At 53.0% G+C, this 22,996-nt stretch carries 22 protein-coding genes; 9 read left to right on the plus strand and 13 right to left on the minus strand.

Annotation, left to right across the window (positions count from 1 at the left end; genetic code table 11):
• Positions 1-11 precede the first annotated feature (11 nt).
• From CDA56_RS24505 to CDA56_RS24535, 7 genes are all read right to left on the minus strand, one after another.
• The gene (locus CDA56_RS24505; protein WP_103813906.1) at positions 12-2,642 is read right to left on the minus strand and encodes a fimbrial biogenesis usher protein; all 2,631 of its coding nucleotides are present in this window, start codon (positions 2,640-2,642) and stop codon (positions 12-14) included.
• A 73-nt stretch (positions 2,643-2,715) separates the two neighbouring features.
• The gene (locus CDA56_RS24510) at positions 2,716-3,402 is read right to left on the minus strand and encodes a fimbria/pilus periplasmic chaperone (protein ID WP_049078408.1); all 687 of its coding nucleotides are present in this window, start codon (positions 3,400-3,402) and stop codon (positions 2,716-2,718) included.
• A 73-nt stretch (positions 3,403-3,475) separates the two neighbouring features.
• Positions 3,476-4,015: a type 1 fimbrial minor subunit FimI gene (gene fimI / locus CDA56_RS24515; RefSeq protein WP_133163259.1), complete on the minus strand. Its 540-nt coding sequence runs from the start codon at positions 4,013-4,015 to the stop codon at positions 3,476-3,478.
• 72 nt (positions 4,016-4,087) lie between these two features.
• Entirely contained in the window at positions 4,088-4,636 is a 549-nt protein-coding gene (gene fimA, locus CDA56_RS24520; RefSeq protein WP_103813904.1) for a type 1 fimbrial major subunit FimA, read from the minus strand.
• Positions 4,637-5,134: 498 nt separating this feature from the next.
• A complete protein-coding gene (locus tag CDA56_RS24525; RefSeq protein ID WP_025106049.1) occupies positions 5,135-5,725 on the minus strand; it encodes a tyrosine-type DNA invertase in 591 nt (196 codons plus the stop codon).
• A 568-nt stretch (positions 5,726-6,293) separates the two neighbouring features.
• Positions 6,294-6,896 carry a tyrosine-type DNA invertase gene (locus tag CDA56_RS24530; protein ID WP_025106050.1) on the minus strand — a complete coding sequence of 201 codons (603 nt, stop codon included), beginning with the start codon at positions 6,894-6,896 and terminating at the stop codon, positions 6,294-6,296.
• Between the two features lie 986 nt (positions 6,897-7,882).
• Positions 7,883-8,494 (minus strand): LysE family translocator, encoded by a 612-nt coding sequence (locus CDA56_RS24535; protein WP_025106051.1) that lies wholly within the window; start codon positions 8,492-8,494, stop codon positions 7,883-7,885.
• Positions 8,495-8,643: 149 nt separating this feature from the next.
• Between CDA56_RS24535 and CDA56_RS24540 the strand changes: the two genes are divergently transcribed.
• Complete coding sequence (locus CDA56_RS24540) at positions 8,644-9,105, plus strand: Lrp/AsnC family transcriptional regulator (RefSeq protein WP_014226704.1); 462 nt, start codon at positions 8,644-8,646, stop codon at positions 9,103-9,105.
• Between the two features lie 417 nt (positions 9,106-9,522).
• Here the strand turns inward: CDA56_RS24540 and CDA56_RS24545 are convergent, their stop codons facing one another.
• Entirely contained in the window at positions 9,523-10,029 is a 507-nt protein-coding gene (locus CDA56_RS24545; RefSeq protein WP_047722953.1) for a MarR family winged helix-turn-helix transcriptional regulator, read from the minus strand.
• A gap of 80 nt (positions 10,030-10,109) precedes the next feature.
• On the opposite strand from CDA56_RS24545, the gene CDA56_RS24550 reads away from it, so the two are divergent.
• Positions 10,110-10,994, plus strand: coding sequence for an EamA family transporter (locus CDA56_RS24550; protein WP_064374738.1), 885 nt, complete (start codon positions 10,110-10,112; stop codon positions 10,992-10,994).
• 447 nt (positions 10,995-11,441) lie between these two features.
• Here CDA56_RS24550 and CDA56_RS24555 read toward each other — a convergent pair whose 3' ends face one another.
• The gene (locus tag CDA56_RS24555; protein ID WP_014226701.1) at positions 11,442-11,651 is read right to left on the minus strand and encodes a YdgH/BhsA/McbA-like domain containing protein; all 210 of its coding nucleotides are present in this window, start codon (positions 11,649-11,651) and stop codon (positions 11,442-11,444) included.
• A gap of 383 nt (positions 11,652-12,034) precedes the next feature.
• Between CDA56_RS24555 and CDA56_RS24560 the strand changes: the two genes are divergently transcribed.
• The 7 genes from CDA56_RS24560 (at position 12,035) to CDA56_RS24595 (ending at position 19,421) form a co-directional block, all read left to right on the plus strand.
• Entirely contained in the window at positions 12,035-12,334 is a 300-nt protein-coding gene (locus CDA56_RS24560) for an antibiotic biosynthesis monooxygenase family protein (protein WP_014226700.1), read from the plus strand.
• A gap of 59 nt (positions 12,335-12,393) precedes the next feature.
• Entirely contained in the window at positions 12,394-13,107 is a 714-nt protein-coding gene (locus tag CDA56_RS24565) for an ArsR/SmtB family transcription factor (RefSeq protein WP_102803904.1), read from the plus strand.
• A 661-nt stretch (positions 13,108-13,768) separates the two neighbouring features.
• Positions 13,769-14,377, plus strand: a complete 609-nt coding sequence (mrkA, locus tag CDA56_RS24575; protein WP_001493056.1) for a type 3 fimbria major subunit MrkA — start codon at positions 13,769-13,771, stop codon at positions 14,375-14,377.
• Between the two features lie 193 nt (positions 14,378-14,570).
• Positions 14,571-15,272: a fimbrial biogenesis chaperone gene (locus tag CDA56_RS24580; protein ID WP_000820820.1), complete on the plus strand. Its 702-nt coding sequence runs from the start codon at positions 14,571-14,573 to the stop codon at positions 15,270-15,272.
• 11 nt (positions 15,273-15,283) lie between these two features.
• Positions 15,284-17,770 (plus strand): fimbria/pilus outer membrane usher protein, encoded by a 2,487-nt coding sequence (locus CDA56_RS24585; protein WP_103813902.1) that lies wholly within the window; start codon positions 15,284-15,286, stop codon positions 17,768-17,770.
• Positions 17,761-18,756 (plus strand): fimbrial protein, encoded by a 996-nt coding sequence (locus CDA56_RS24590; protein ID WP_004124708.1) that lies wholly within the window; start codon positions 17,761-17,763, stop codon positions 18,754-18,756. The genes CDA56_RS24585 and CDA56_RS24590 overlap by 10 nt, the downstream gene beginning before the upstream one ends.
• Positions 18,757-18,770: 14 nt before the next feature.
• On the plus strand, positions 18,771-19,421 hold the full coding sequence (locus CDA56_RS24595) for a fimbrial protein (protein ID WP_103813900.1): 651 nt from the start codon (positions 18,771-18,773) through the stop codon (positions 19,419-19,421).
• 57 nt (positions 19,422-19,478) lie between these two features.
• On the opposite strand, the gene mrkJ is transcribed toward CDA56_RS24595, so the two are convergent.
• The 4 genes from mrkJ to CDA56_RS24615 all read right to left on the minus strand — a co-directional run bounded on the left by mrkJ (position 19,479) and on the right by CDA56_RS24615 (position 22,885).
• Entirely contained in the window at positions 19,479-20,195 is a 717-nt protein-coding gene (gene mrkJ, locus CDA56_RS24600) for a cyclic-di-GMP phosphodiesterase MrkJ (RefSeq protein WP_032694725.1), read from the minus strand.
• A gap of 138 nt (positions 20,196-20,333) precedes the next feature.
• Positions 20,334-20,918, minus strand: a complete 585-nt coding sequence (locus CDA56_RS24605) for a helix-turn-helix transcriptional regulator (protein WP_025107398.1) — start codon at positions 20,916-20,918, stop codon at positions 20,334-20,336.
• A gap of 4 nt (positions 20,919-20,922) precedes the next feature.
• Positions 20,923-21,624 (minus strand): flagellar brake protein, encoded by a 702-nt coding sequence (locus CDA56_RS24610; RefSeq protein WP_014226694.1) that lies wholly within the window; start codon positions 21,622-21,624, stop codon positions 20,923-20,925.
• A gap of 388 nt (positions 21,625-22,012) precedes the next feature.
• Positions 22,013-22,885, minus strand: a complete 873-nt coding sequence (locus tag CDA56_RS24615; RefSeq protein WP_025107399.1) for an aldo/keto reductase family oxidoreductase — start codon at positions 22,883-22,885, stop codon at positions 22,013-22,015.
• Positions 22,886-22,996: the final 111 nt, after the last annotated feature.

The following is a 22,996-nucleotide window of genomic DNA, read 5'->3' on the forward strand; positions in this document are numbered from 1 at the left end:
TCATGACTTCCTTAGCGGCAGACTGCCGACAGCTGGCTCAATGCCTGGTTCTTACTTTCCGGCGGCAGGCTGTAGTCAGCCTCGCAGCTGGCGTTCGGACCTTCACCCCATTTCGCCAGGACTTTGCCCTCCAGGGGCATCCCGCTTAGGTAGACCTGGCCGTTATCGGCGACGATGCTGCTGCCCTGGCGACCAACCGGGGTGACCAGTGCGCCGAAGGGAACCGGCTTACCGTTGTAGATGAGCGACATCAGCAGCTTGAGCCCGACGTGGGCCTTAAACTCCGCGCGGACAATCGCGCCGTGGGTCGGCACCACGCTGGCCACCGCATCGTCCAGATCGACGTTATCGGCCAGGCTGTTGGTGTCCAGCGCCACCCGGTTTTCCCGGTATTCGGTGGCGTAGGGCAGCACGGCGTAGCCGCGCCAGTCGGTCTGAACCCCGGTCTGGTTTTCCACTTTGACGTTGTCTGCGCCGGGGGCTTTGATCAGCACCACCGTGTCGTTCATCGGCTGGCTCAGGGTGACGCCGTCGGCGTGGGCCAGCACGCCGCCGCTCAGGCCGTAGTACAGCTGTTTGATGCCGTCGCTGCGGCTGTAGCCGACGTTGGCGTTGCCGTAGCCGCCGCGGTAGTTCAGCGCCGCGTAGCCGGTACCGCCGCTGTTACCCTCACCGCCGCCGGCGTAGCCGGTCTGCATGCTGTAGCTCAGGTTGTTGCCCTCCAGCAGCGTGCCGTACAGCCCGGCAAGGCTGGTGGTTCTGCCGTTCAGATCGTTGGACATGCTGGCGCTGGCGCTGGCGTGGCGCCAGGCCGATTTGCTGTCGGAACGCAGCCAGTGGCTGAATGGAATATTGACGTTGACCGCCAGCATCTGGTCGCGCCCCTGCTGCCAGGCGTTTTTGGTCAGGCTGTAGCTGAGCGTCCAGTTGATATCGTTGACGGCGGCGTTGAGTCCTGCCTGGAGCTGCTGATCGGCCTTGCCGGTGCCCCAGTAGGTCTGGTGGCTGCCGTTCAGGTAGAGGGTCGTAGTACGCCCCAGCTGTTGGGTGATGCTGGCCTGTACTTTGCCGCGCTTGTTGTAAGCGAGGTTGTAGTAGTCGGTGAATTTAGGCTTCACTTCAATCACCCCGTCCTGGGTCGCGACGTTGTAGCCGCTCATCCGGCTGTAGGTGGTATCGGCGAAGCTGAAGTAGCCGCGGGTGGAGTAGCGGTAGCCCACCAGCTGAATGTTGGTGCCGGTATCCGTCAGCGACTTGTTATAGAGGAAGCGCACCGACTGCCCCTGACGATCGCTGTCATCGGGCAGGGTGGCGTTGGCCTGGGTGACATCCAGCGACAGCGCCCCCAGCTTGCCCATGTTTTTCCCCACGCCGAGGTTAAAGGCATTGTAGCGGTTAGCCAGCTGGGTGCCGCCGTACAGCGTCCAGCCCGCCGGGAGGCCGTGCAGCAGGGTACCCTGGAAAAATTTCGGCTCTTCCTGCTGATTGCTGCCGCTGCGGTACTCGCCGGCGGTAGCGGCATAGCGGGTATGGCCCTCGCGCTGGAGCACCGGAACGGACGAGTAAGGGACAGAGAAGACCTGGCTGCTGCCGTCGGCCTCTTTGATGGTCACCTGCAGGTCGCCGCCGTTGCCTGCGGCGTAGAGATCGTTGATGGTAAACGGGCCGGGCGGCACCGTGCTCTGGTAGATTTCATAGCCGTTCTGTTTGACCGATACCTGAGCCGTGCCGCGGGCAATCCCGTGAATGACCGGGGCGAAACCCTTCTGGCTGTCCGGCAGCATATTGTCGTCGGAAGCTAGCTGCGCGCCGCGGAAGTTGATGCCGTCAAAGACGTCGCCGTTGGTGTAGCTGTCGCCGAGGGTCAGACGCGAGCGTAACGGCGTGATATCCCTCTCCAGCCAGGTATTAATGTGCTGCCATTGATTTTCGTTGTTTGCGGCACCGCTGCTGTAGCTCCAGGTGGTATTGTCGCGCAGGCGCCAGGCGCCGAGATTCAGCCCGCTCTGCAGGTTCAGGTACGCGTAGTTGCTGCTGCCGCCGACATTGTTGTGAACGTTGTTGCCGGTGAAGTTGTAGTTCAGCAGCAGCGCATTGATGCCATCATCCCACAGCTCTGGGGGAATGCTACCGCGGGCGCGGTTGCCCATAAATGCTTGAGGAATGGTGAGGTAAAGGCGTTGTTGAGCCACATCGAAACGGATAGTGATATCTTCTATCATCTCAATTAATGGGACGCAGCTATCCGCGGGCAGCTCTTTTAGTCCTGCAACTGAAGCGGTGCTGACGCCCATGCTGGCCAGCTGCCCGCGGGTAAGGCAGGGCAGTAATCCTTTGTCTTTATCTCCGGCATTGAAGGTGACGTCACGGGTGGTCATGTAACCGTCATTGAGATAGATATCCACACGGTAGGTTCCCGGCGGTATCTCTTGTCCATTTTCAAAACCGGACAGATCCGCTACGGCTGTAGGATCGTCTGACAGGAACCGCGGATTGAAATAAAACTCAGCCTGCGCAGAAAAAGTCTGTGAGGTGAGTAAAACAAAAAGGGGAATCCTGGCCAGGATGCGTGTTGGGCGCAGGTGGTTGCGTCGAATGCACTGTGAGCCTAAATAATAAAGTCCATATTTCAAATATGACATAGTCCCTCCGGTCAAAAATTACCGGCTGTCAGTTCTTTTTATTTCAAGCGGTAGCGTTCACTATCGCCTTAAGTTATTGTGTTTTGCCCTTCATTTTCGGGGTCAGTGCGCCATAATCATTAATCGTCCGATAGGTAATTTCGCTACCAGCATCTGACGGTAATTTGACGGAAGTTTCTCCCAAAGGCGGAACCAGCGCATTTTCCAGCACGTGTTTTCCGGCGTTGAGCTCGGTGACCGTCTGGTAGTAGGGCGTCGGATTGCTCAGCGTGAGCATATTTCCATTACGACGAAATATTAATTTTTCGGCAGCCTGATCTGGCGATAGGGCCAGGTTTGCCGGGCGATAATAGAGCTTGATACGGCTGATAATCGCCAGCTGTAGGGTATTATCATTAAGCTTTGATTTATCCATTGAAGGAATAGCTTTAACGTTAATCCAGAACAGCGTTTCCCGATCCTGCGGTAATTGGTTGTTAGTGGCATCGATAATTCGCAGAGTATTTTCTTTTTTCCCCTGCATCGAAAATAGTGGTGGAGTAATGACAAAACGACCGTCTTTGCCGCCATCATTATTCTCTATCCACGATTGAATCAAATAGGCGCTTTTCTCGTCATTATTAGTAACGGCTAACTGGACCTGCTTGAGGTCGGACGGATAAACAACTCGTGTTGCCCCCAGAGCCACACCTGCTTCAGCGGAGAAGGTAAAGCCTGCCAGGACGGTCATCATCGCGCCAGCCAGCAGGCTACGTGTCATTTTCAGCGTATTTTTCACATATCTTCCTTGTGTATTCACCGTTATTTCCCTTATCGGTAGGCCGGCTGGCTAATTATTGATAGGTTAAAGAGAACGAGGCCTGCGCATTTGCGACGCCCCCAGTGACCTGTTTTCCTGTGGCCCGATACTTCGCTACGAAATGGAGAGTGGTAGGGCCGGTATAAATTTGCATCCATCTTCTGGGAGGCTGGTTAAGCGGTATAAGACTGTTATCTTTGTCAAAGAGGGCGATACCTATACCCGTAGCAATACCCGGACCCTCGCCAACCGAGAGTACGTCCGGATTCTTACCGTCCGCGACGCCGGTGAACGCCACGCCAACATGCTGGCTAACGGCGGTATTACACTCCTGCAGATGAATATCGAAAGGTACTGAGATGGCATCCTCGCCGGTTGCATGAAATCGGTTACTGGCAATCTGCCCCATAGTGACAACCATCTGCCGATCCCCGGCTTCCACCCGGCAGGATTCAGCGATAATTTCGCCCTGAAAACGCATATTTCCACCAGGTAAAGTGACGTTCCATCGATTACCCGCCAGGGCGAGTGTCGGTAGCAGAAAAATGAACAAACCTGATCTCATTTTATGCATCGTGATCGCTCCAGTTGTTTAGTGAAAAACGGGCCATCCCTGGCCCGAATTGCTTCCCTGCAAACAAATGGATTATTCGTACTGTACTTTGAAGGTTGCGTCAGCGTTCGCGATACCGGCAGTAGCTGCACCAGTTGCGTAGTAGCGAGCCTGGAACGGAATGACGTTAGTGCCGTCGTTCAGGGTAGAGGCTTTGCTGAAGGTCGCGCCATCCAGTGCCAGCGGGGCGCCTGTGCTGTCGAGGATCTGTACGCCAACGTTAGTTGCGCTACCCGCTGCGGAGTTCTGCAGGGCCAGCACGGTTGTGTTGGTGCTATTAACCGCTGTGCCAGAGAAAGCAACAGACGCTTTTGTTGCAACGGTGGTGTCGCAATCATCCAGCTGGATATTGAATCCAACGGAAGAGCTGGTGCTGCCAGCGGTAGCCAGTTTTGCTGAACGTACCTGACCTAACATAACGGTTTGATCGAGAGAACCGGCATCTACCGCACAGGCTGCGTTGACCACTTCCCCTTTAAAATGCACGGTGCCGCCGTTTACGGTGGTGGTGGCAGCCAGAGCAGCGGTGGAACTCAGGGAAAGAGCTGACAGAGCAACGATAGCCAGTGTTTTGATTTTCATGTTGTTTTCCTTTAAACATTATCAATATTACGAACCGTTGTTGGCAGTCGTTATGCCTCCCAGGCACTCCATTTTTAGCCGATGGTCCGACTGCCGGTTCTTCAAAGTTTTTACCTGACTGATGTAACAGTTAGGACCATTTTGACTCATTGAAATAAATGTCTTGTTTTATCGCTTTTCATTTTTTTAAGCGGGTTTTTAATCTGTTTTTTGTTGTTTTCTTGGTTCTTTATCGTATGTGGTGAGGTGGGGAAGGAAAACAAACAAGCTGATGATGAGAGTCGATGGAAAAGTGAATATGCTGAAACAGGAGGAGGAATACCATAAATGGTGGAGGGTAATTTATTTATAAATCAGGTGGTTATATTTATTTTGCCAAAAAAGAACATATTTGAGTTGCAGAATGTTTCAAAACTTTTTTATCATACGGACAGTTTGGTCCTAATTGACCCATTCGTTTTTCAAAAAAAAGAAAAAAATCAATAAATTAGCCACAAATTATTGATTGTATAAATTTTCAGCTAATAAGTTTTTTCTCTCCCATAATCCAGCGAATCGAGCAGCGTTACTGGCGGTATATCGTACTGTGTGGCGAATGTTACGATGACCGAGATAATCCTGTATCAGGCGGGTATCCGCTCCTCTCTCTGCCAGTTCGTAACCACAGGCATGGCGTAACATATGCGGATGGGTAGGCGTAGCGGTGCCGGCAGCGATACCTGCGCTTTTAATGATGCGGTAAGCCTGTTGACGGGAAAGTCGGGTGCCGCGGCGCGAGATGAACACCGCATCGCTTTTATCTGCCCTATACCAACTGGCGCGAATCTGGCTCCAGCATTCAAGCGCGTCACGTTCATCAAAACGCAAGGGATGCACCGTGGAGAAGCCGTTCTTCAGCCGACGGATATTGATGCGTCCTTCATTGAGATCAAAATCCCGATAATGCAAATCAAGAAGTTCACTGATGCGCATACCATGGCGAAACGCTAGCAAGATAAGGCAATAATCGCGTTCGCCGGTAGGGCCATGACGTACAGCTAACATCATTGCCTGAACTTCTTTAGCTGTAAGAAAACGACGTCGATTCATAATGTATCACTCCTGATATATGCATGTGGGCGGATGTCGCGGGACAAATCATCAGCATGCGTCAGACGCACCGCAATAAAGCCGAAAATTATCTGCGCATATACCCGTCATACTTCCAGTTGCTTGTGCGTTGGCAATACTCGGCCTCCTCCTTACGCGGCCAGCGCAAGCGCTGTGCAAAACGGTTAACCGTGTTGTCCTGCAACGCGATTTATTTAGGGTATATAAATACGGGTTACTGAAGCTGTGATAAGTTCAAGCTGACAAATTTGTCACCCATAATGTTTATCGATTTTTATTTGATATCACAAGAGACGCGCAGTCCCCCTGCTATCAGGTTATTAAAATTAAAGGAAAAATAATTAAATCTGATGGGTTTGAGAAATATCTTACTTAAATATTTTGCATTACAGCAAATCAGTGCGGAAAGTCATAATTATTTTGCAATGTAGTTATGTGTGTGACTGTTTTGATTTTAATAGTAACGAGTGGGTATGTGTTGGCGCTAAAGATGTATTCGCTGCGTACGGAAGGATTTCGACGCCGTAATCGGCGTCGAAGAGAAGGGTTATAAAATAACTCGCCTTTTTTTATCGCGGGCGCTATCCCAGATACCATAGAAACGACCGGCATTGCTGGCGGTATACCAGACGGTATGGCGAATATTTCGATGTCCGAGATAGTCCTGAATCAGACGGGTATCAATGCCCATGTTGGCCAGAGCAAAACCACATGAGTGGCGAAGCATATGCGGATGGATTTCAATTGGCAGGCCGGCATTGCCACCTGCGACTGAGATAACATGATAAAACTGCTGCCGCGATAAAGGATTTCCTTTACGTGACAAAAATAACCATTCGCTGTCTGCCTGCGGATAGGTTTCCCGAACAGTCAGCCAGCTTTTTAATGCCTGAATTTCTTTATTAATTAATGGGTGGGAGGTCGAGAATCCTCTTTTCAGCCGGTGGACGTAGATACATTTTGACTGAAGATCGATATCTGAGACCCGCAGACGGCAGATCTCACTGGCGCGTAGCCCGTGAATAAAGCACAGCAACGTCAAACAGTAGTTACGTGTGGCGTGAGCTCCTGTGTTCGCTGCGGCTAACAGTGCCTCAATTTCGTTTTGCGTTAAGAAATTCCTTTTCGTATTGCCTGTATTGCTCTTCATAATGTCCCTTTTATTACGCGATATGGGGCTAGCATCCAGCTAACAGTCATTTAACTAATGTATACCGGTCATACTTCCACTTGCTTGCGCATTGGCTTCTGAGTGACTCGTCGTCATCCATGATGACCTTGCCCTTACGGGCTTTCGCTCACCCCCGTTACTGACTCCAGTAACTCCCGGGGACTCGCCTTTCAGCTTCACCCCGTCGGGGTCAGCCTAAGCGCTATTCAAAACGTTTATTCACTTTGTTCAGTAATTCGAATTATTTAGGATATATATTATTACTCCATTTTATTGCTTGAACATGAATGTTTAGATTGGTTTTTTTCTGCGCGTGAAATCAATATTATTTCGGATAAGAATATAATGAATCTGATTTATATCTCGGAGCAGAAAATGACGTCCAGCCAGTAAGCGTAAGAGTTGGTGGCATAAAAGAGTTGTAGCCGCTTGAGTTACGTACAATAGATATTCTTTTATTATGCTACTTCACATGCTTCTCATGATTTATTTGTTGTATTCAATTTGCGAGGTGAATTGTATCATTTGTTATGGTGTGCTGTTTGTTTATATCCATTTTTATGATGCTGGCATGTATTTGAGTCTCAATCCCAAAAATGCCGTTGGCTTGCTTTTTGATTTATTAATTGTTGAAAAATCAATAAGTTAAATTGTTTGATGTGAGGGTTTTCCTGGAACCAACTCAGTGCGAAGATAATATATCTTTTTTACTAAAGAGAAACTACAACACATGTTAAACAAAACTAAAAAAGCTGACTGAAGTAAACCAATTTCAACATTTAAGAGAGAGGGGGAATTACGTATAACTACGTAATGGATGAGAAGGATAGTAGAGATGTTACATGTATCAAATAGCTGTACATAATCAAAGATTGGCATATGCATATTCACATATAAGCTTTAGCTTCGGCACAACAACGAATAACACTGAGTGTGAGATCTGTTCTCACACTCTGGCTATTTGGTTAAGTCAACTCTCCGTAAATCAGGATGGAGGCGGTCAGAATCATAATAGAGCCGGATAGCATACTAATTAAATACGCCACATGAGGGCGGGTTGTTAAAATAGCGCGTGAACAGTATCCAACGACCAGGTAAACCAGTGTGCAGGTTAACAGATGTAAACTGCTGAGTATCAGCATTTGCTGCGTAACCGACCAGCTTCCCTGGGGGTCGGTAAACTGCGGCAGGAGGGCCAGAAACAGAAGAAAGACTTTTGGATTCAGGCCGCTAATGCATAGCCCCTTAATCGCCCAGCGATTCCAGCTGCCCGCGCTGTGCTGCTGGGTATCAGGCATCGGCGGATGGCGCAAAATAGCGATCCCCAGCCACATCAGATAGCCCGCGCCCAGCAGCGTGAGCGTCGATAGCGCCAGCGGATGATTGGCGATTAACACGCCGATTCCGGCGATGACGATCAGCGTGGCCAGCAGGTGGCCAGACATGAGTCCGGCGACGGCGGGTATCACGCGCCGTCCGTTGATCCCCGCGCTGATGGTATAGGCCCAGTCAGCGCCCGGCGTGATGATCAGCAGAAAGGAGACCAGCCAAAAGCTGGCGATAAAGCTCATTTCCATGGACGGCTCACCTCTGCGTGCTGACGGCAATTTCTCATCATTTTCCCTCGTTAAGCGGCGGTTATTTGAGGGAAAGAATATCGAGTTTATTGCGCAATGAGCTTTCAATGTTATGCTTTAAGGCGTTCTTCTGAGGGAAAATCTTCCAAATGGATAGCATCGATCGAAAAATTCTTGCTGAGCTACAGGCTGACGGACGGCTGTCGATAACCGAGCTGGCCGAGCGGGTGAATCTCAGCCTTTCGCCCTGTCATCGACGGCTGCGGACGCTGGAGCAAGAAGGCGTGATTACCGGCTATCGGGCTAATCTGGATCCGGCCAAAATGGGCTTTAACTTTTTGGCGATCGTCTTCGCGACGCTAAAAGAGGGCGATAAGAAAGCGGTAAGCGCGTTTGAGGAGGCTGTGGAAGAGATACCGCAAATCGTGCTGGCGCAGCGCCTGTTTGGCGATCCGGACTACCTGATGCACGTGGTAACCCGCGATCTCCCGGCGTTCCAGAAACTGTATGATGACAAACTCTCGGCAATGCCCGGCGTGCAGCACCTGCGGTCGACGCTGGTGATGAAAACGGTTGTGCAGGATCGCCCGTTTCCGCTCGGTAAGGGGTGATTATGCCACTCTGCGATCAGCTCCCGGGGGCGGCGCAAAGCGCCTGCCCGGGCTACAGGTTAACAGCCGTCCGCGGGCCGGTAACCCGGACAGATGCGTAAGCATCGCCTCCGGGAAATTCAGCTACTCTGCGCTCTGCTCCCCGGTCGCGGCTAACGCCTTACCGGGGCTACGGGTTCACCGCCGTCCGCGGGCCGGTAGCCCGGACAGATGCGCAGCATCGCCTCCGGGAAATTCAGCTACTCTGCGCTCTGCTCCCCGGTCGCGGCTAACGCCTTACCGGGGCTACGGGTTCACCGCCGTCTGCGGGCCGGTAGCCCGGACAGATGCGCAGCATCGCCTCCGGGAAATAACGGTGGTGCTTCATCAACCGCCATCCGGCAACAAGGTAAGCGCCTTATTCAAAGCGGGTGGGTATTACTCTTTTTCCAGCAGGCGCATAAAAATCGTCAGCGCTTCATCAAGCTGATGGCGCTGCGCCGCTGAGAGTCCACTTAGCAGCTCCCGCTCATTCTCCACGTGACTTTCCACCGCCCTGTCGATTAACTCTCGCCCCTCTGGCGTCAGCGCGACCAGCATGCTGCGCGCATCGTCCGGGTTTGGCAGACGGCGAATAAACCCCCGTTTTTCCAGCGCTTTCAGACGATGGGTCATGGTGCCGGAGGTGATCATTAACGTTGAAAAGAGCTGGGTGGGCGACAGCACGAACGGTTCGCCCGCCCGCCGCAACGTCGCCAGCATATCAAACTCCCAGCGCACTAAATCATGACGAAGAAAAGCCGCTTCAATGCGCGGCTCCAGTAGCAGCGCGCAGCGTTTCAGGCGGCCAAACGGCCCCATCGGACTGCAATCGAGATCGGGACGTTCCCGTTTCCACTGTTCAAGAATGCGATCCACGGCGTCGGTCTGCGGTGATTTGTCCATTAATGCTCACTTGTCTTGATATCAAGATAAATATCGATACATACTTAGGCCACAATTTACCTTGATGTGAAGATAAAATCATGGCCTTTGTTTCGCGCAATTTGATGGTTGATCTGTTTTTAACCGCGCTGGCCCCCGCCATCTGGGGCAGCACCTATATTGTGACCTCGCAGTTTCTGCCGCCGGATCGGCCGTTTATCGCCGCGCTGCTGCGGGTGCTGCCGGCCGGGATCGCTCTGCTGATCTGGAGCCGCCGTTTCCCGCTGCGCGCCGAGTGGTGGAAGCTGATCGTTACCGGGATCCTGAATATCGGCGCGTTTCAGGCGCTGCTGTTTATTGCCGCTTATCGGCTGCCGGGCGGCCTGGCGGCGGTGATAGGGGCGATCCAGCCGCTGCTGGTGATGCTGTTAGCCTGGTGCGTCGATCGTCAGCGATCGCCCTGGCTGGCGGTGCTCTCGGCATTGATGGGGATCGCGGGAATGGCGATGCTGCTGCTGTCGCCGCAAACCACGCTCGAACCGCTGGGGATCGCCGCGGCGTTTCTGGGGGCGATGAGCATGGCGCTGGGAACCTGGCTGTCGCGTCGCTGGGCGATCGCTTTGCCGGTTATCGCACTGACCGGCTGGCAGCTGCTGATTGGCGGTATCGTACTGGCACCAATTGCGTTACTGGTCGATCCGCCGCTGCATCAGGTGACGCTGACTCAGGCGGCGGGCTATCTGTGGCTGTGCGTTGCCGGGGCTATGCTGGCATACGGCCTGTGGTTTCGCGGTATCAGCCGACTTTCCCCGGTGGCGGTGTCGGCGATGAGCCTGCTGAGTCCGGTGACGGCGGTGCTATTAGGCTGGGTTTTCCTCGGGCAAAAGATCGAGGGGCTGGCGCTGGTGGGGCTGGTGATTGTGCTGTTCAGCGTGCTGTCGATTCAGCGTGCGTTATCGAATAAGAGAGCTGTAGCAGGTCGGTAAATCCCGGAGGCGATGCTGCGCATCTGTCCGGGCTACCGGACCGCAGACGGCGGTGAACCTGTAGCCCGGGCAAGGCGCGTTAGGCGCCGCCCCCGGGAGCAGCGCGCAGAGTGGCTGAATTTCCCGGAGGCGATGCTGCGCATCTGTCCGGGCTACCGGCCCGCAGACGGCAATGAACCTGTAGCCCGGGCAAGGCGCGTCAGGCGCCGCCCCCGGGAGCAGCGCGCAGAGTGGCTGAATTTCCCGGAGGCGATGCTGCGCATCTGTCCGGGCTACGGCACCGCAGACGGCAGTGAACCCACAAACCAGGCTGTGGGGGCACTGTTCGCCAGCAACAAAAAAAGCCCCATCAAGGGGCTCGACATTGCTGTGTGCTTATTATGTGGCGGGAGCCAGACCAGCCGCCGTCAGGCGACCTGTCCGGCAGCTCCCTCTGCAACCATTCGGTTATTTAGACAGCTCGGCGGTCATATGAACCTGGTTACCGGTATACGCTTCGGTAATGTGGTAAGACTGGCCCTGGTCTTTAGCAATGGCGGCGATTTTGGCTTCGGCGTTGTCCAGCGTATCAGCGGTTACGCTAACAGGCTGAGCGAAGCTAGCGAAAGAGACCAGAGACAGCATACCGGCAGCGGCAAGTAATTTTACGTTTTTCATGGTGTTTGTCCTTTTAACTTTTATGGTGGAAAGCGTTGTTGCTTTCGATGGACTTATAATAAGTCTGCTAACTATAACGCGCGTTGCAAAAAGTGCGATTTAGATCACACTTTTGTGACGGAATGATGATGAATGCCTAAATTTTAATTTTTTATTTCCAATAAAAACAAACAGATGATTTATTCTGCAGCGTCTCTTTCGCCGTGGAAAACGATCTCAACAGCCGCGCAGTTTTCTCGCCTCGCGTGATTAATTATTTTTAATGTGAATGCATTGGCTGTTTTTTGAGCAAATAAAGCGGCGATATTTCGCCCGTCAACGAAGCATTGAGCCAGGGTGAAAAGATACAGTGACCCTCACACAGATTGCGTGAGGACAATGGGATGATTGCCGTACTCTTTGAAGCCGAGGTCACTCCGGCGAGTCAGGAACGTTACTTAGCGCTGGCGGCGGAGCTGAAGCCGCTGCTGAACAATATTGACGGTTTTATTGCCATTGAGCGTTTCCAAAGCCTGACCACACCGGGGAAAATTTTGTCGCTCTCCTGGTGGCGGGATGAGGAAGCGGTGCAGGCGTGGAAACGCAACCTTTGCCATCAGGCTGCGCAGAAAGAGGGGCGGGAGAGCATTTTCGCCTGTTATCACATTCGGGTGGCTCAGGTGCTGCGCGAATACCGTGCTTAACCTGCCCATCCCCGGTACTCTGGCTGCTGTTTGTGGTTAGGGAAAATAAGCGAGGCCCTATGTTAAAACCTGTTGAGCTAATTGAAGACGATGAGTCCCTGGCCGAAGCGATGGCGGCAGTGGCGTCGGCGATGGCGGATGCCTCGCGCCTGAAGATACTGTGCGCCTTAATGGACGGCCGGGCGTGGACGGCGACCGAGCTTTCCGCCGTCGCCGATATTTCCCCTTCGACCGCCAGCGCGCATCTTAGCCGCCTGGTCAACAGCGGTTTATTAATCTGCCTTGCCCAGGGCCGACATCGCTACTACCGCCTCGCCGGTAGCGATGTCGCCGGTTTGCTGGAGAATATGATGACCATGGCCGGCAAGCGCGCGGTAGCGCTCGCAACCAGCACGCCGGTCAATTTGCGCCTGGCGCGCACCTGTTACGATCATCTGGCCGGAGAAGTGGCGGTATCGCTGTATGATTTTCTGCAGCGTGAAGCGTGGATAACGCCTGACGGAACGGCGCTGACGCCCGCCGGGGAAGCGCACTTTGCCCGGCTGGGAGTGGTGGTGAAGCGCGGCTCCCGGCGCAAAGCCAGCTGCGGCTGTCTGGACTGGAGCGAACGACGCTTTCATCTTGGGGGCGCGGCGGGCGCGGCGCTGCTGCAGCACGGTCTGGAGAACGGCTGGTTTAGCACTACCGCGGGATTTCGCGAAGTGACGATTACGCCGGCAGGGTGGCGCGCGTTGTATCTGCATTTTCAACTGACGAAAAAGGGAGACTGCTGACGGATTAGGATTGTTCTTTCTGTAGAGAAATAACCTTTTATGCCACTATACCCTTCATACTTCGAGTTGCTTATGTGTTGGCTGCGGATTACTCGGCCCATCCATGGGCCTCGCCCTCACGGGCCGTCGCAAGCGACGTTCAAATCTGCTCCTGGCAGATTTGTCGCTCACCCCAGTCACATAGTTATCTATGCTCCCGGGGACTAATGAGAGGCTCCTGCCTCTCACCGGAGGCCAGCCTTCGGCTGGTCAAATTCGTTCCCGACGAATTTGTCACTCCCTTGCCGCCTTTAAGCAACTCGAATTATTTAGGGTATATTGTTATATTCCATATCGTCTTTTCCCCTTCGGTGTAAATAACAATAGCTTTGTTTCTTGCTATCAATCCCCAGTAATTAATAGTTGTGAGCTATCTGTTACATTGATTAACAGCTCGTGAACATATGTATATTTGTCAGCGAAAAATAGCATTCTTTGACGCCGACAGCCTTGACGAATTCTTTTATCGAGTTCGTTCCTGACGCCTTAAATATTGCGGCTTCCGGTCAGTCGAAGTTTCTATTAACAGTTGCAAAAGTGAGCATCGCAAATCGCTTCTGACTTTTGTGCGTATTAACTGTTTGCTCATTGATACTTAATTCACTCTGACAAGGAAATGGCAATGAAAAAGGTTCTTCTCTCTGCTGCAATGGCAACTGCGTTTTTTGGTATGGCTGCGGCAAATGCTGCTGATACCAATGTAGGCGGCGGTCAGGTTAATTTCTTCGGTAAAGTTACCGACGTATCTTGTACTGTTTCCGTAAACGGCCAGGGCAGCGATGCGAACGTTTATCTGTCACCAGTGACTTTAACGGAAGTTAAAGCTGCCGCGGCGGATACCTATCTGAAACCGAAATCTTTCACCATCGATGTTTCTGACTGCCAGGCGGCTGATGGCACCAAACAGGATGATGTGAGCAAACTGGGCGTGAACTGGACCGGCGGTAACCTGCTGGCGGGCGCAACCGCTAAACAGCAGGGCTACCTGGCTAACACCGAAGCCGCCGGCGCGCAGAATATCCAGCTGGTTCTCTCCACCGATAACGCCACCGCGCTGACCAACAAAATCATCCCGGGCGACAGCACCCAGCCTAAAGCGGCCGGTGATGCCTCTGCCGTTCAGGATGGCGCGCGCTTCACTTACTACGTCGGCTACGCTACCAGCACCCCGACCACGGTTACCACCGGTGTGGTTAACAGCTACGCGACTTACGAAATTACTTATCAGTAATATCGACTGAGAGATAAAGCCGCCTCGCGCCGGGGCGGTCTATACCCGTCATACTTCGAATGGCACAGGCGTTGGCGACGTTTGCTCACCCCAGTCACTCTCTGGCCGCCTTTCTGCAATTCGAATTATTCAGGGTATACAACAATAATAAAGCGGCCACTGCTGCCGCTTATTTTTTTATTCTGAGGTCAGCATGAAGCGTATTGCCCTTTTTTTCTGTTTCATTTTTAGTTTTGCGGCCCATGCCAATAATATTATTGTTAACGGTACCCGCTTTATTTATCCAGGAAATGAAAAAGAAATAACGGTGCAGCTCTCTAACACCGCCGACCGTCCGGCGCTGGCGCAAGCCTGGCTGGATAACGGTAATGCCGACGCGACGCCGGATACCATTACTACCCCCTTTATTATCACGCCGCCTATTTCCCGCGTTGATGCGAAAAGCGGTCAAACCCTGCGTATTAAGCTCGGCAGTAATGCAGGGCTGGCTAAAGATAAAGAGACGCTGTGGTGGCTGAACCTTCTGGAAATACCGCCGGTTGAGGCCAGCCAGAAAAACGAAGGGCAAAATATTCTGCAGCTGGCGATTCGTTCGCGCTTTAAGTTTATTTATCGCCCTGCCGGGCTAGGCAATCGCGACGCTGCGGCAGAAAAACTGGCGCTCTCCGCTAACGGCAGCAGCCTGTCCGTCAGTAACCCAACGCCCTTTTATATCACCGTAAGCCGTATCTCCCGTAACGGCGGCAAAGCGCTCAACAGCAAAACGGTCATGTTTGCCCCGCAGTCCAGCCAGACCATCGCCCTCTCTTCAGCGGTGAGCAAAGGCGAGACCCTGACCGTTAACAACATTAATGATTATGGTGCAGATGTCGCAGTGAAAGTTACCGTCAAATAAGGGAAACGATCATGAAGCAGAGGTCAATCTGCCCGGGAAGATTAAGCACGGCTATCGCGGTTGCGCTGTGCTGCTTTCCGCCATTTTCCAGCGGACAGGAAAACCCGGGAACGATCTATCAATTTAACGATGGTTTTATCGTCGGCAGTCGCGAAAAGGTCGACCTGTCGCGCTTCTCGACCAGCGCTATCAGCGAGGGCGTCTACTCCCTTGATGTCTATACCAACGGCGAATGGAAAGGGCGCTACGACCTGAAAATCACCGCCGGTAAAGACGGCAAAATGGGCGTCTGCTATACCAAAGCGATGCTGATGCAGTATGGGATTTCGCCGGAAAAATTAAATCCGCAGCTCAGCGAAAAAGAGGGCTTCTGCGGACGCCTGCAGGAGTGGCGTCACGAAGATAACGTCAAAGACACGCTGATTCAGTCCTCCCTGAGACTGGATATTGCCGTACCGCAAATCTACGAAGATCAGCGCCTGAAAAACTTTGTCAGCCCGCAGTTCTGGGATAAAGGCGTTGCGGCGCTGAATTTAGGCTGGATGGCCAACGCCTGGAATAGCCATATCTCCTCGGCCAACGGTTCCGATAACAGCAGCGCGTATCTTGGCGTTAACGCGGGCCTGTCGTGGGACGGCTGGCTGCTCAAGCATATCGGTAACCTGAACTGGCAGCAGCAGCAGGGGAAAGCGCACTGGAACAGCAACCAGACCTATCTGCAGCGGCCGATTCCGCAGATGAACTCGATAGTCAGCGGCGGGCAGATTTTTACCAACGGCGAGTTCTTTGACACCATCGGCCTGCGCGGGGTTAACCTGGCGACCGATGACAATATGTTCCCCGACGGAATGCGCTCCTACGCCCCTGAAATTCGCGGCGTGGCGCAAAGCAACGCCCTGGTGACGGTGCGCCAGGGCAGCAATATTATCTATCAGACCACGGTGCCGCCGGGGCCGTTTACCCTGCAGGATGTCTATCCTTCCGGCTACGGTAGCGACCTTGAAGTGTCGGTTAAAGAGGCCGATGGTTCGGTCGAGGTATTCAGCGTACCTTACGCCTCGGTAGCGCAGCTGCTGCGTCCGGGGATGACCCGCTACGCGCTCTCCGCCGGTAAAGTCGACGATAGTTCGCTGCGTAATAAACCGATGCTCTACCAGGGAACCTGGCAGCATGGTTTAAATAACCTGTTTACTGGCTATACCGGCGTCACCGGATTTGATGACTATCAGGCGTTCCTGCTGGGGACCGGGATGAATACCGGCATCGGCGCGCTCTCCTTCGACGTGACTCACTCGCGGCTGAAGAGCGATACCCTTGACGAGCACGGTCAAAGCTATCGCGCCACCTTTAACCGCATGTTTACCGAAACCCAGACCAGCATCGTGCTGGCGGCGTATCGCTACTCCACCAAAGGCTACTACAACCTGAACGACGCCCTCTACGCCGTCGATCAGGAGAAGAACTACAACAGCAACTACACCGTGTGGCGCCAGAAAAACGGGATGACCTTTACCGTCAACCAGAACCTGCCGGACGGCTGGGGCGGTTTTTATCTGAGCGGCCGGGTGGCGGATTACTGGAACCGTTCGGGAACGGAGAAGCAGTACCAGTTTAGTTACAACAACATGTACGGTCGACTCTCGTGGTCGGTCAGCGCCCAGCGCGTCTATACCCCGGATAGCTCCGGCCACCGTCGCGACGATCGCGTGTCGCTCAACTTTAGCTACCCGCTGTGGTTCGGTGAAAACCGTACGGCTAACCTGACGTCGAATACCGCGTTTAATAACTCACGCTTCGCCAGTTCGCAGATTGGCGTCAACGGTTCGCTGGATAGTGAAAACAACCTCAACTACGGCGTGTCGACCACGACCTCTACCGGCGGCCAGCACGATGTGGCGCTGAACGGCAGCTACCGTACCCCGTGGACCACGCTGAACGGCAGCTATAGCCAGGGCGAAGGCTATCGCCAGAGCGGCGTAGGCGCCAGCGGGACGCTGATCGCGCATCAGCACGGCGTCGTATTCTCGCCGGAAAGCGGCACCACCATGGCGCTGATCGAAGCGAAAGACGCCGCGGGCGCGATGTTGCCCGGCTCGCCGGGTACCCGCATCGACAGCAACGGCTACGCCATTCTGCCGTATCTGCGGCCTTACCGGATAAATTCCGTTGAAATTGACCCGAAAGGTAGCAACGACGATGTCGCCTTCGGCAGTACCGTGGCGCAGGTGGTGCCGTGGGAAGGGAGCGTGGTCAAGGTCTCCTTCGATACCACGCTGCAGAACAACATCACTCTGCAGGCGCGTCAGGCAAACGGTCTGCCGCTACCGTTCGCCGCCACGATTTACAACCCCTCCGGGAAAGAGATCGGCGTGGTGGGCCAGGGCAGCATGATGTTTATCAGCGACGCCAGCGCGCCGAAGGCCACGGTTAAGTGGAGCGGCGGACAGTGCTCGGTGGAATTAAGTCAGGAAAAAACAAAGGAAACGCTATGTCGCTAATGAAAAAACTGACGCTTTTTATTGGCTTAATGGCGATGGGGACCACGTCGGCATGGGCGTACTGTACGCGCCTGTCGCAGCCGACGGTTAGCCTCGACATGGTTGTGGGCCGGGTGGTGGTTCCGCCGGATCTGCCGGTAGGATCGGTGATCGTGTCCCGGGACTGGACCATGTCGGCGCCGGGCGGGGCCAGCTATAGCTGCAGCAGCGGCACTAACCGCTTTGTGGCCAAAATCGTCGCCCCCGGGGCGACCGATCTGGGAAATAAAATTTATTCCACCAACGTGCCCGGGATCGGCCTGCGGTTCAGCCGCGGCGGGGCGACGGTCAATATTATCTACCCTGACACGTTCTCCAGCTACGTCAGCCGGACCACGAATTACTCGCTGGAAGGCTCCCGCTTTACGCTGGAGGTGATTAAAACCGCGAGCGTGACCGGCAGCGGAACCCTGGCGGCAGGTAAGTACACCTCTTACGACTGGGAGAACGGCAATAACCCGATCCTCGAAACCCGCCTGAGCGCCAACGCCATCACCGTGGTATCGCCCTCATGTACCATCCTGAGCGGCAAAAATATGAACGTCGATGTCGGTACCATCAAGCGCAGCGATCTCAACGGCGTCGGCACCACCGCGGGCGGGAAGGATTTTAATATTGAGCTGCAGTGCAGCGGCGGGTTAAGCGAGTCGGGATACGCCAATATCCAGACCTCTTTCTCCGGCACGCTGGCCACCGGCACCACGGTGAGCCGAGGCGCGCTGCTGAACGAAAAATCCGGCTCCTCGTTGGCGAAAGGAATTGGTATCCAGGTTCTGAAAGAGGGCGTACCGCTGGAATTCAACAAGAAATACAGCGTCGGTACGCTGCGCACGCAAGAAACCCGATACATCACCCTGCCTCTGCATGCGCGTTTCTATCAATATGCGCCGACCACCAGTACCGGTGAGGTAGAGTCGCACATGATCTTTAACCTGACGTACGATTAATTCGGGAGGCGGGTATGCGTGATTCAGCACAATATAAAAATAGCAAACGACTCATTCAGCTGGCTCTGATCGGCGGGATGCTGATGGCCTCCCCGGCGTCGGGTTTTGAGACCAACTACGATCGAGGGCGGGTGGATTTTGCCGGACGGGTGACGGATATCTCCTGTAGCGTGGCGCTGAACGGCGGCAACAACACGGGGAGCGGCAGCGTCTGGCTGGCGCCGGTCAGCCTGGCCGAAGTACACGATCGCGGCGCCGGGGCATTTATGAAGCCGCAGCCCTTTACGCTGGAACTCTCGAACTGCCAGCTGCGTCACGACGGCGGCGCGGCGGATAAAGACGAGATCCGCCTGGTTAACGTCCGCTGGGTTGACGGCTTTACGGTCAATGCGGTGGGCAATGAAAATGCCGGCTACCTGAGGAATACGCGGGCGGACGGCGCCAGCCATATTTTCCTCGCGCTGTCGACCAATGATAATAATACCCTCGATAAAAGTAATAAAATCGTCCCGGCCGACCCCTTGCAAAACCGGGTGCCGCTGGTCGAAAAAGCGGTCGATGGCGGCGTATTTACCTATTACATCGGCTACGTGACCCCCGCGCCGGAAAAAGCAACCAGCGGCCCGTTGACCAGTTGGGCAACATGGGAGCTCGTTTATAATTGAAGGGGAGAGGGTATTGCGCGAGTATGACTTTTGATGCCGGAGTTATCCGGCATTTATTTATGCGGTGATATCTTCCTGGACCAATTGTTCAATGCTCACTTCCTTCCAGTAGTGCCCCTGAATAGCAAACCATTCCATGCCCTGCAACCAGGCCTTATGCGCTTCGCTTTCTACACCTTCAATAATCACATTATGGTGGTTGCGGGAAAGGAAAGTGACGAGGGCATCCATTAACGGACGACCGGAATCTTTTTGCATTAAAAGCCAGAAGAAGTCTTTATCGATTTTGACATAATCGAAATGATAGTCGCGAATAGCGTGAATACCGGCGTTGCCAGAGCCAAAATCATCGAGCCAGAGCGTAGTGCTTTGCGGGTTATTCCAGGTTGCGAGAGCATTATTCAAAAGATTATGGGAATTCTCGGTCACTTCAAAATGGACGCAGCCGATTTGGTCGACGAGCGCTTTAATCTCCGGGCGTTGCAATACGTTAAGTATATGGTCATCAACATTAATCGTCGCCGAGATAGCATTTTGCTTAAACCACTGTTTATGTTTTTCAATAAGCGCCAGCTGTTCCATAAAAATGCTTTCGCGTAGTCCCGTATTGGCGTAGCGAAAGAAGTTTTCCGGCGATATAGAGAGGTGGTCAAAGCGGCTCAGGCACTCAACGGCGACGAGCGTACCTTTTGGGGAAAACATTTTTTGAAAGACATAACGAACGGATATATCGCTACGTGATAAATTATGCCTGGAAAAAAGAGTTGCGTTCATTATCTCTCGTCAAAAATCAGGTCAGAGGTAAAGAGAGGAGAATATTATAGGTGACCTTTCTACCGATGGGAATGATTATTAATGGCTTATCGCCAATAAATTATCGGGTTTTGATTGGTCACCCACATATTTTTGGTTTTAGCACTGATACATATTGACTATGCTTTTGTTCATTATTCGCGAGTTATTCATCCCGAGTTTCTTCATAATATGTACCTTATGGCTGTGGACCGTTTTATGATCAATGTCGAGAAGCACCGCAATCCTTTTACTGTTATTGCAGGCAATAATTAACTCCAGCACCTGAAGTTCCCTGGCGGTCAGCTTGCGGCGGGTGCATAGCCCCTGGCAGCCTTCGGCGGTTGAGGGCCTGCTGATGATAGCTGAGTAATCTGCCAGCGAGGATTTTTCGGTCAGAATCAACAGGTTTTCTAGATCAAGCAGCTCCCGGAACAGGCTGGACAGCTCGCTTTTGACGATCAGCACCAGCAGCGCGCAATGCGTCAGGCGCTTGCGCAAAGTGTTCAGTAATGCGACCGTTGTGGCCGCAGAGATATCTTTGTGGATGATATTGATAATAACGGTGGCTGCCGGGGAGGCGCCGACCCCTTTCACAATATCCTGAAATTTCAGGGTGGTGATATCCCTGGCGCGATCAATCATATAATCATGGATTGATTGCCCGATGATATTGTCATCAGTGTAAAGTAATATACTGTCCAATGGTTCAGACTCTCTTTTTTCTCTTGGCTTCCATAATCAAGTCGAGCAGCACTTTCTCTATTCGCTTCTTGTTATCAAGATGGCGAAATTTAAACTGACAAGAAATCTGGTAGTAGCTATCTGACTTCTCGTTATCATCTAAAGTCACCATAACAACATTTTTTATAACTAAATCTACGGTGATTTCGCCATATTCAGCGAGGGCGAGGATAGCGTTCTTGAGGATGGCGTTATGGCTGAGGAATTTCAGATTGGGGCTCCTGGTCATCAGCGCGCAACCGCCGTCCGAAATGTCTTTGATTTCGAATAGATAGTTTTCTCCGTTTTTGTGTCGGCCGTGACAGAAGAATTCGTGCTCGTGGCGCAGGCGGAATCGGGGATCGCGCCGGCGTTGAACCACCTGGATACATTCCGGTAAGGTAAATGCGACCTTCCTGCATTTCCCTTCACCGCCGGCATAGCTTTTCTTTAGCGTAGAGCAAAACTCGATTTTCCCTGAATCGCTATGCAGAATAAATTTAACTTTATGCCCCGCGGGGATTTTGCTGGTGGTGGAGATATGAAACTCGGCAAAATCTACCCGCGTTAGCTGGGTAATAGTGCTTTTGTTATTAACAAAAACTTCTATCTCCGCCTGCTTTCGGAGCTCTTCCCTGAAAATAGCAATAATTTCATACTTACTCGTCTTTATCGTTCCCTCTGTCATGTGAAATCCTTGTAAATTGTTATTGTGTGTGGTCGATTTTTTATATAGCAATACAAACATTCTGATTGTGTTAACCAGATGTTTTTATGAGCATTTGATGTTGTTAGCTATCTTTGCAGCTAAATTGATTTGTATAAACTTTGAATGAGATATTGTTTTTCCTGTAATCAAGAGTTCGAAAATTTTGGCGAGACAAAAACGACAGAAGCCTCCAATTAGGAGGCCAGTCGAGAAAGTTTAAATCTATGCTTTGCATAGGGTTATCCGTAAGAGAATAAAGCGGATAACGCCTAATTTGTAGGATGTATAGTGCCAGTGGCGTTAAGGTAATTCCAGGCAAATATTGAGGAGAAGGCTTCTGCGAATATCGATCCGCAGAAGCCTGAAATCAGGAGTGGGGCTGGAGATTATCCAGAATGGCTAACGCTTCTGGTGGGAGCGTTAATTGCGCGGCGGCAAGATTCTCGTGCAGATGCTGTAGCGAGGAGGTACCCGGAATGAGCAGGATATTCGGCGAGCGCTGGAGCAGCCAGGCCAGCGCCACCTGCATCGGCGTGGCGTCAAGCGAAGCGGCGACTTCGTTAAGCTCCCGGGCCTGAAGCGGGGTAAAACCGCCGAGGGGGAAAAAGGGCACCCAGGCGATATTTTGCGCCGCCAGCTCGTCGATCAGCGGATCATCCTGACGGTTTGCCACGTTATATTGGTTCTGAACGCAGACGATTGGCGTCAGTTTTTGCGCATCGCTCACCTGTCTGGCGGTGACGTTACTCAGCCCGATATGGCGAATCAACCCGCGTTCTTTCAGCTCCAGAAGGGTGGTTAAGGGCCCCTCCAGCGAACCTTCAACCGGGCCATGCGTGCCGAGCATACTGCGCAGGTTCACCACCTCAAGCACGTCGAGGCCCAGATTGCGCAGATTGTCTTCCACCGCCGCAGTGAGCTCCGCGGGCGACATCGCGGGCAGCCAGTTGCCTTTATCGTCGCGGCGAGCGCTGACTTTGGTGACGATGCACAGATCGGCGGAATAGGGATGCAGCGCCTGGCGAATGAGCTGATTAGTCACGTGTGGACCGTAAAAATCGGAGGTATCAATATGATTGACGCCCGACTCGACCGCTTCCTGCAGTACGCGGATAGCGGTTTGCGGATCTTTTGGCGGGCCGAAGACGCCGGGCCCCGCAAGCTGCATCGCCCCGTATCCCAGACGATAAACCTGACGATCGCCTAACGTCGCAGTACCGGATAATTTTACGCTGGACATATAAACCCCTGCTTTCTAGGTGTGCAAGGGATAAGTGTATGTCCGTCAGGGAGATTGGTGGGGGGAGAATGTTGGCAGAACGTGCGGCGAGGAAAAGACTCGCCGCACGAA

Source organism: Klebsiella michiganensis (assembly GCF_002925905.1).
Taxonomy (GTDB): domain Bacteria; phylum Pseudomonadota; class Gammaproteobacteria; order Enterobacterales; family Enterobacteriaceae; genus Klebsiella; species Klebsiella michiganensis.

Bases quoted from the DNA above. Each gene is read 5' to 3' on its own strand.
- CDA56_RS24505 (WP_103813906.1), bottom strand. From the start codon at position 2,642: ATGTCATATTTGAAATATGGACTTTATTATTTAGGCTCACAGTGCATT.
- CDA56_RS24510 (WP_049078408.1), bottom strand. From the start codon at position 3,402: ATGACACGTAGCCTGCTGGCTGGCGCGATGATGACCGTCCTGGCAGGC.
- fimI (WP_133163259.1), bottom strand. From the start codon at position 4,015: ATGCATAAAATGAGATCAGGTTTGTTCATTTTTCTGCTACCGACACTC.
- fimA (WP_103813904.1), bottom strand. From the start codon at position 4,636: ATGAAAATCAAAACACTGGCTATCGTTGCTCTGTCAGCTCTTTCCCTG.
- CDA56_RS24525 (WP_025106049.1), bottom strand. From the start codon at position 5,725: ATGAATCGACGTCGTTTTCTTACAGCTAAAGAAGTTCAGGCAATGATG.
- CDA56_RS24530 (WP_025106050.1), bottom strand. From the start codon at position 6,896: ATGAAGAGCAATACAGGCAATACGAAAAGGAATTTCTTAACGCAAAAC.
- CDA56_RS24535 (WP_025106051.1), bottom strand. From the start codon at position 8,494: ATGGAAATGAGCTTTATCGCCAGCTTTTGGCTGGTCTCCTTTCTGCTG.
- CDA56_RS24540 (WP_014226704.1), top strand. From the start codon at position 8,644: ATGGATAGCATCGATCGAAAAATTCTTGCTGAGCTACAGGCTGACGGA.
- CDA56_RS24545 (WP_047722953.1), bottom strand. From the start codon at position 10,029: ATGGACAAATCACCGCAGACCGACGCCGTGGATCGCATTCTTGAACAG.
- CDA56_RS24550 (WP_064374738.1), top strand. From the start codon at position 10,110: ATGGCCTTTGTTTCGCGCAATTTGATGGTTGATCTGTTTTTAACCGCG.
- CDA56_RS24555 (WP_014226701.1), bottom strand. From the start codon at position 11,651: ATGAAAAACGTAAAATTACTTGCCGCTGCCGGTATGCTGTCTCTGGTC.
- CDA56_RS24560 (WP_014226700.1), top strand. From the start codon at position 12,035: ATGATTGCCGTACTCTTTGAAGCCGAGGTCACTCCGGCGAGTCAGGAA.
- CDA56_RS24565 (WP_102803904.1), top strand. From the start codon at position 12,394: ATGTTAAAACCTGTTGAGCTAATTGAAGACGATGAGTCCCTGGCCGAA.
- mrkA (WP_001493056.1), top strand. From the start codon at position 13,769: ATGAAAAAGGTTCTTCTCTCTGCTGCAATGGCAACTGCGTTTTTTGGT.
- CDA56_RS24580 (WP_000820820.1), top strand. From the start codon at position 14,571: ATGAAGCGTATTGCCCTTTTTTTCTGTTTCATTTTTAGTTTTGCGGCC.
- CDA56_RS24585 (WP_103813902.1), top strand. From the start codon at position 15,284: ATGAAGCAGAGGTCAATCTGCCCGGGAAGATTAAGCACGGCTATCGCG.
- CDA56_RS24590 (WP_004124708.1), top strand. From the start codon at position 17,761: ATGTCGCTAATGAAAAAACTGACGCTTTTTATTGGCTTAATGGCGATG.
- CDA56_RS24595 (WP_103813900.1), top strand. From the start codon at position 18,771: ATGCGTGATTCAGCACAATATAAAAATAGCAAACGACTCATTCAGCTG.
- mrkJ (WP_032694725.1), bottom strand. From the start codon at position 20,195: ATGAACGCAACTCTTTTTTCCAGGCATAATTTATCACGTAGCGATATA.
- CDA56_RS24610 (WP_014226694.1), bottom strand. From the start codon at position 21,624: ATGACAGAGGGAACGATAAAGACGAGTAAGTATGAAATTATTGCTATT.
- CDA56_RS24615 (WP_025107399.1), bottom strand. From the start codon at position 22,885: ATGTCCAGCGTAAAATTATCCGGTACTGCGACGTTAGGCGATCGTCAG.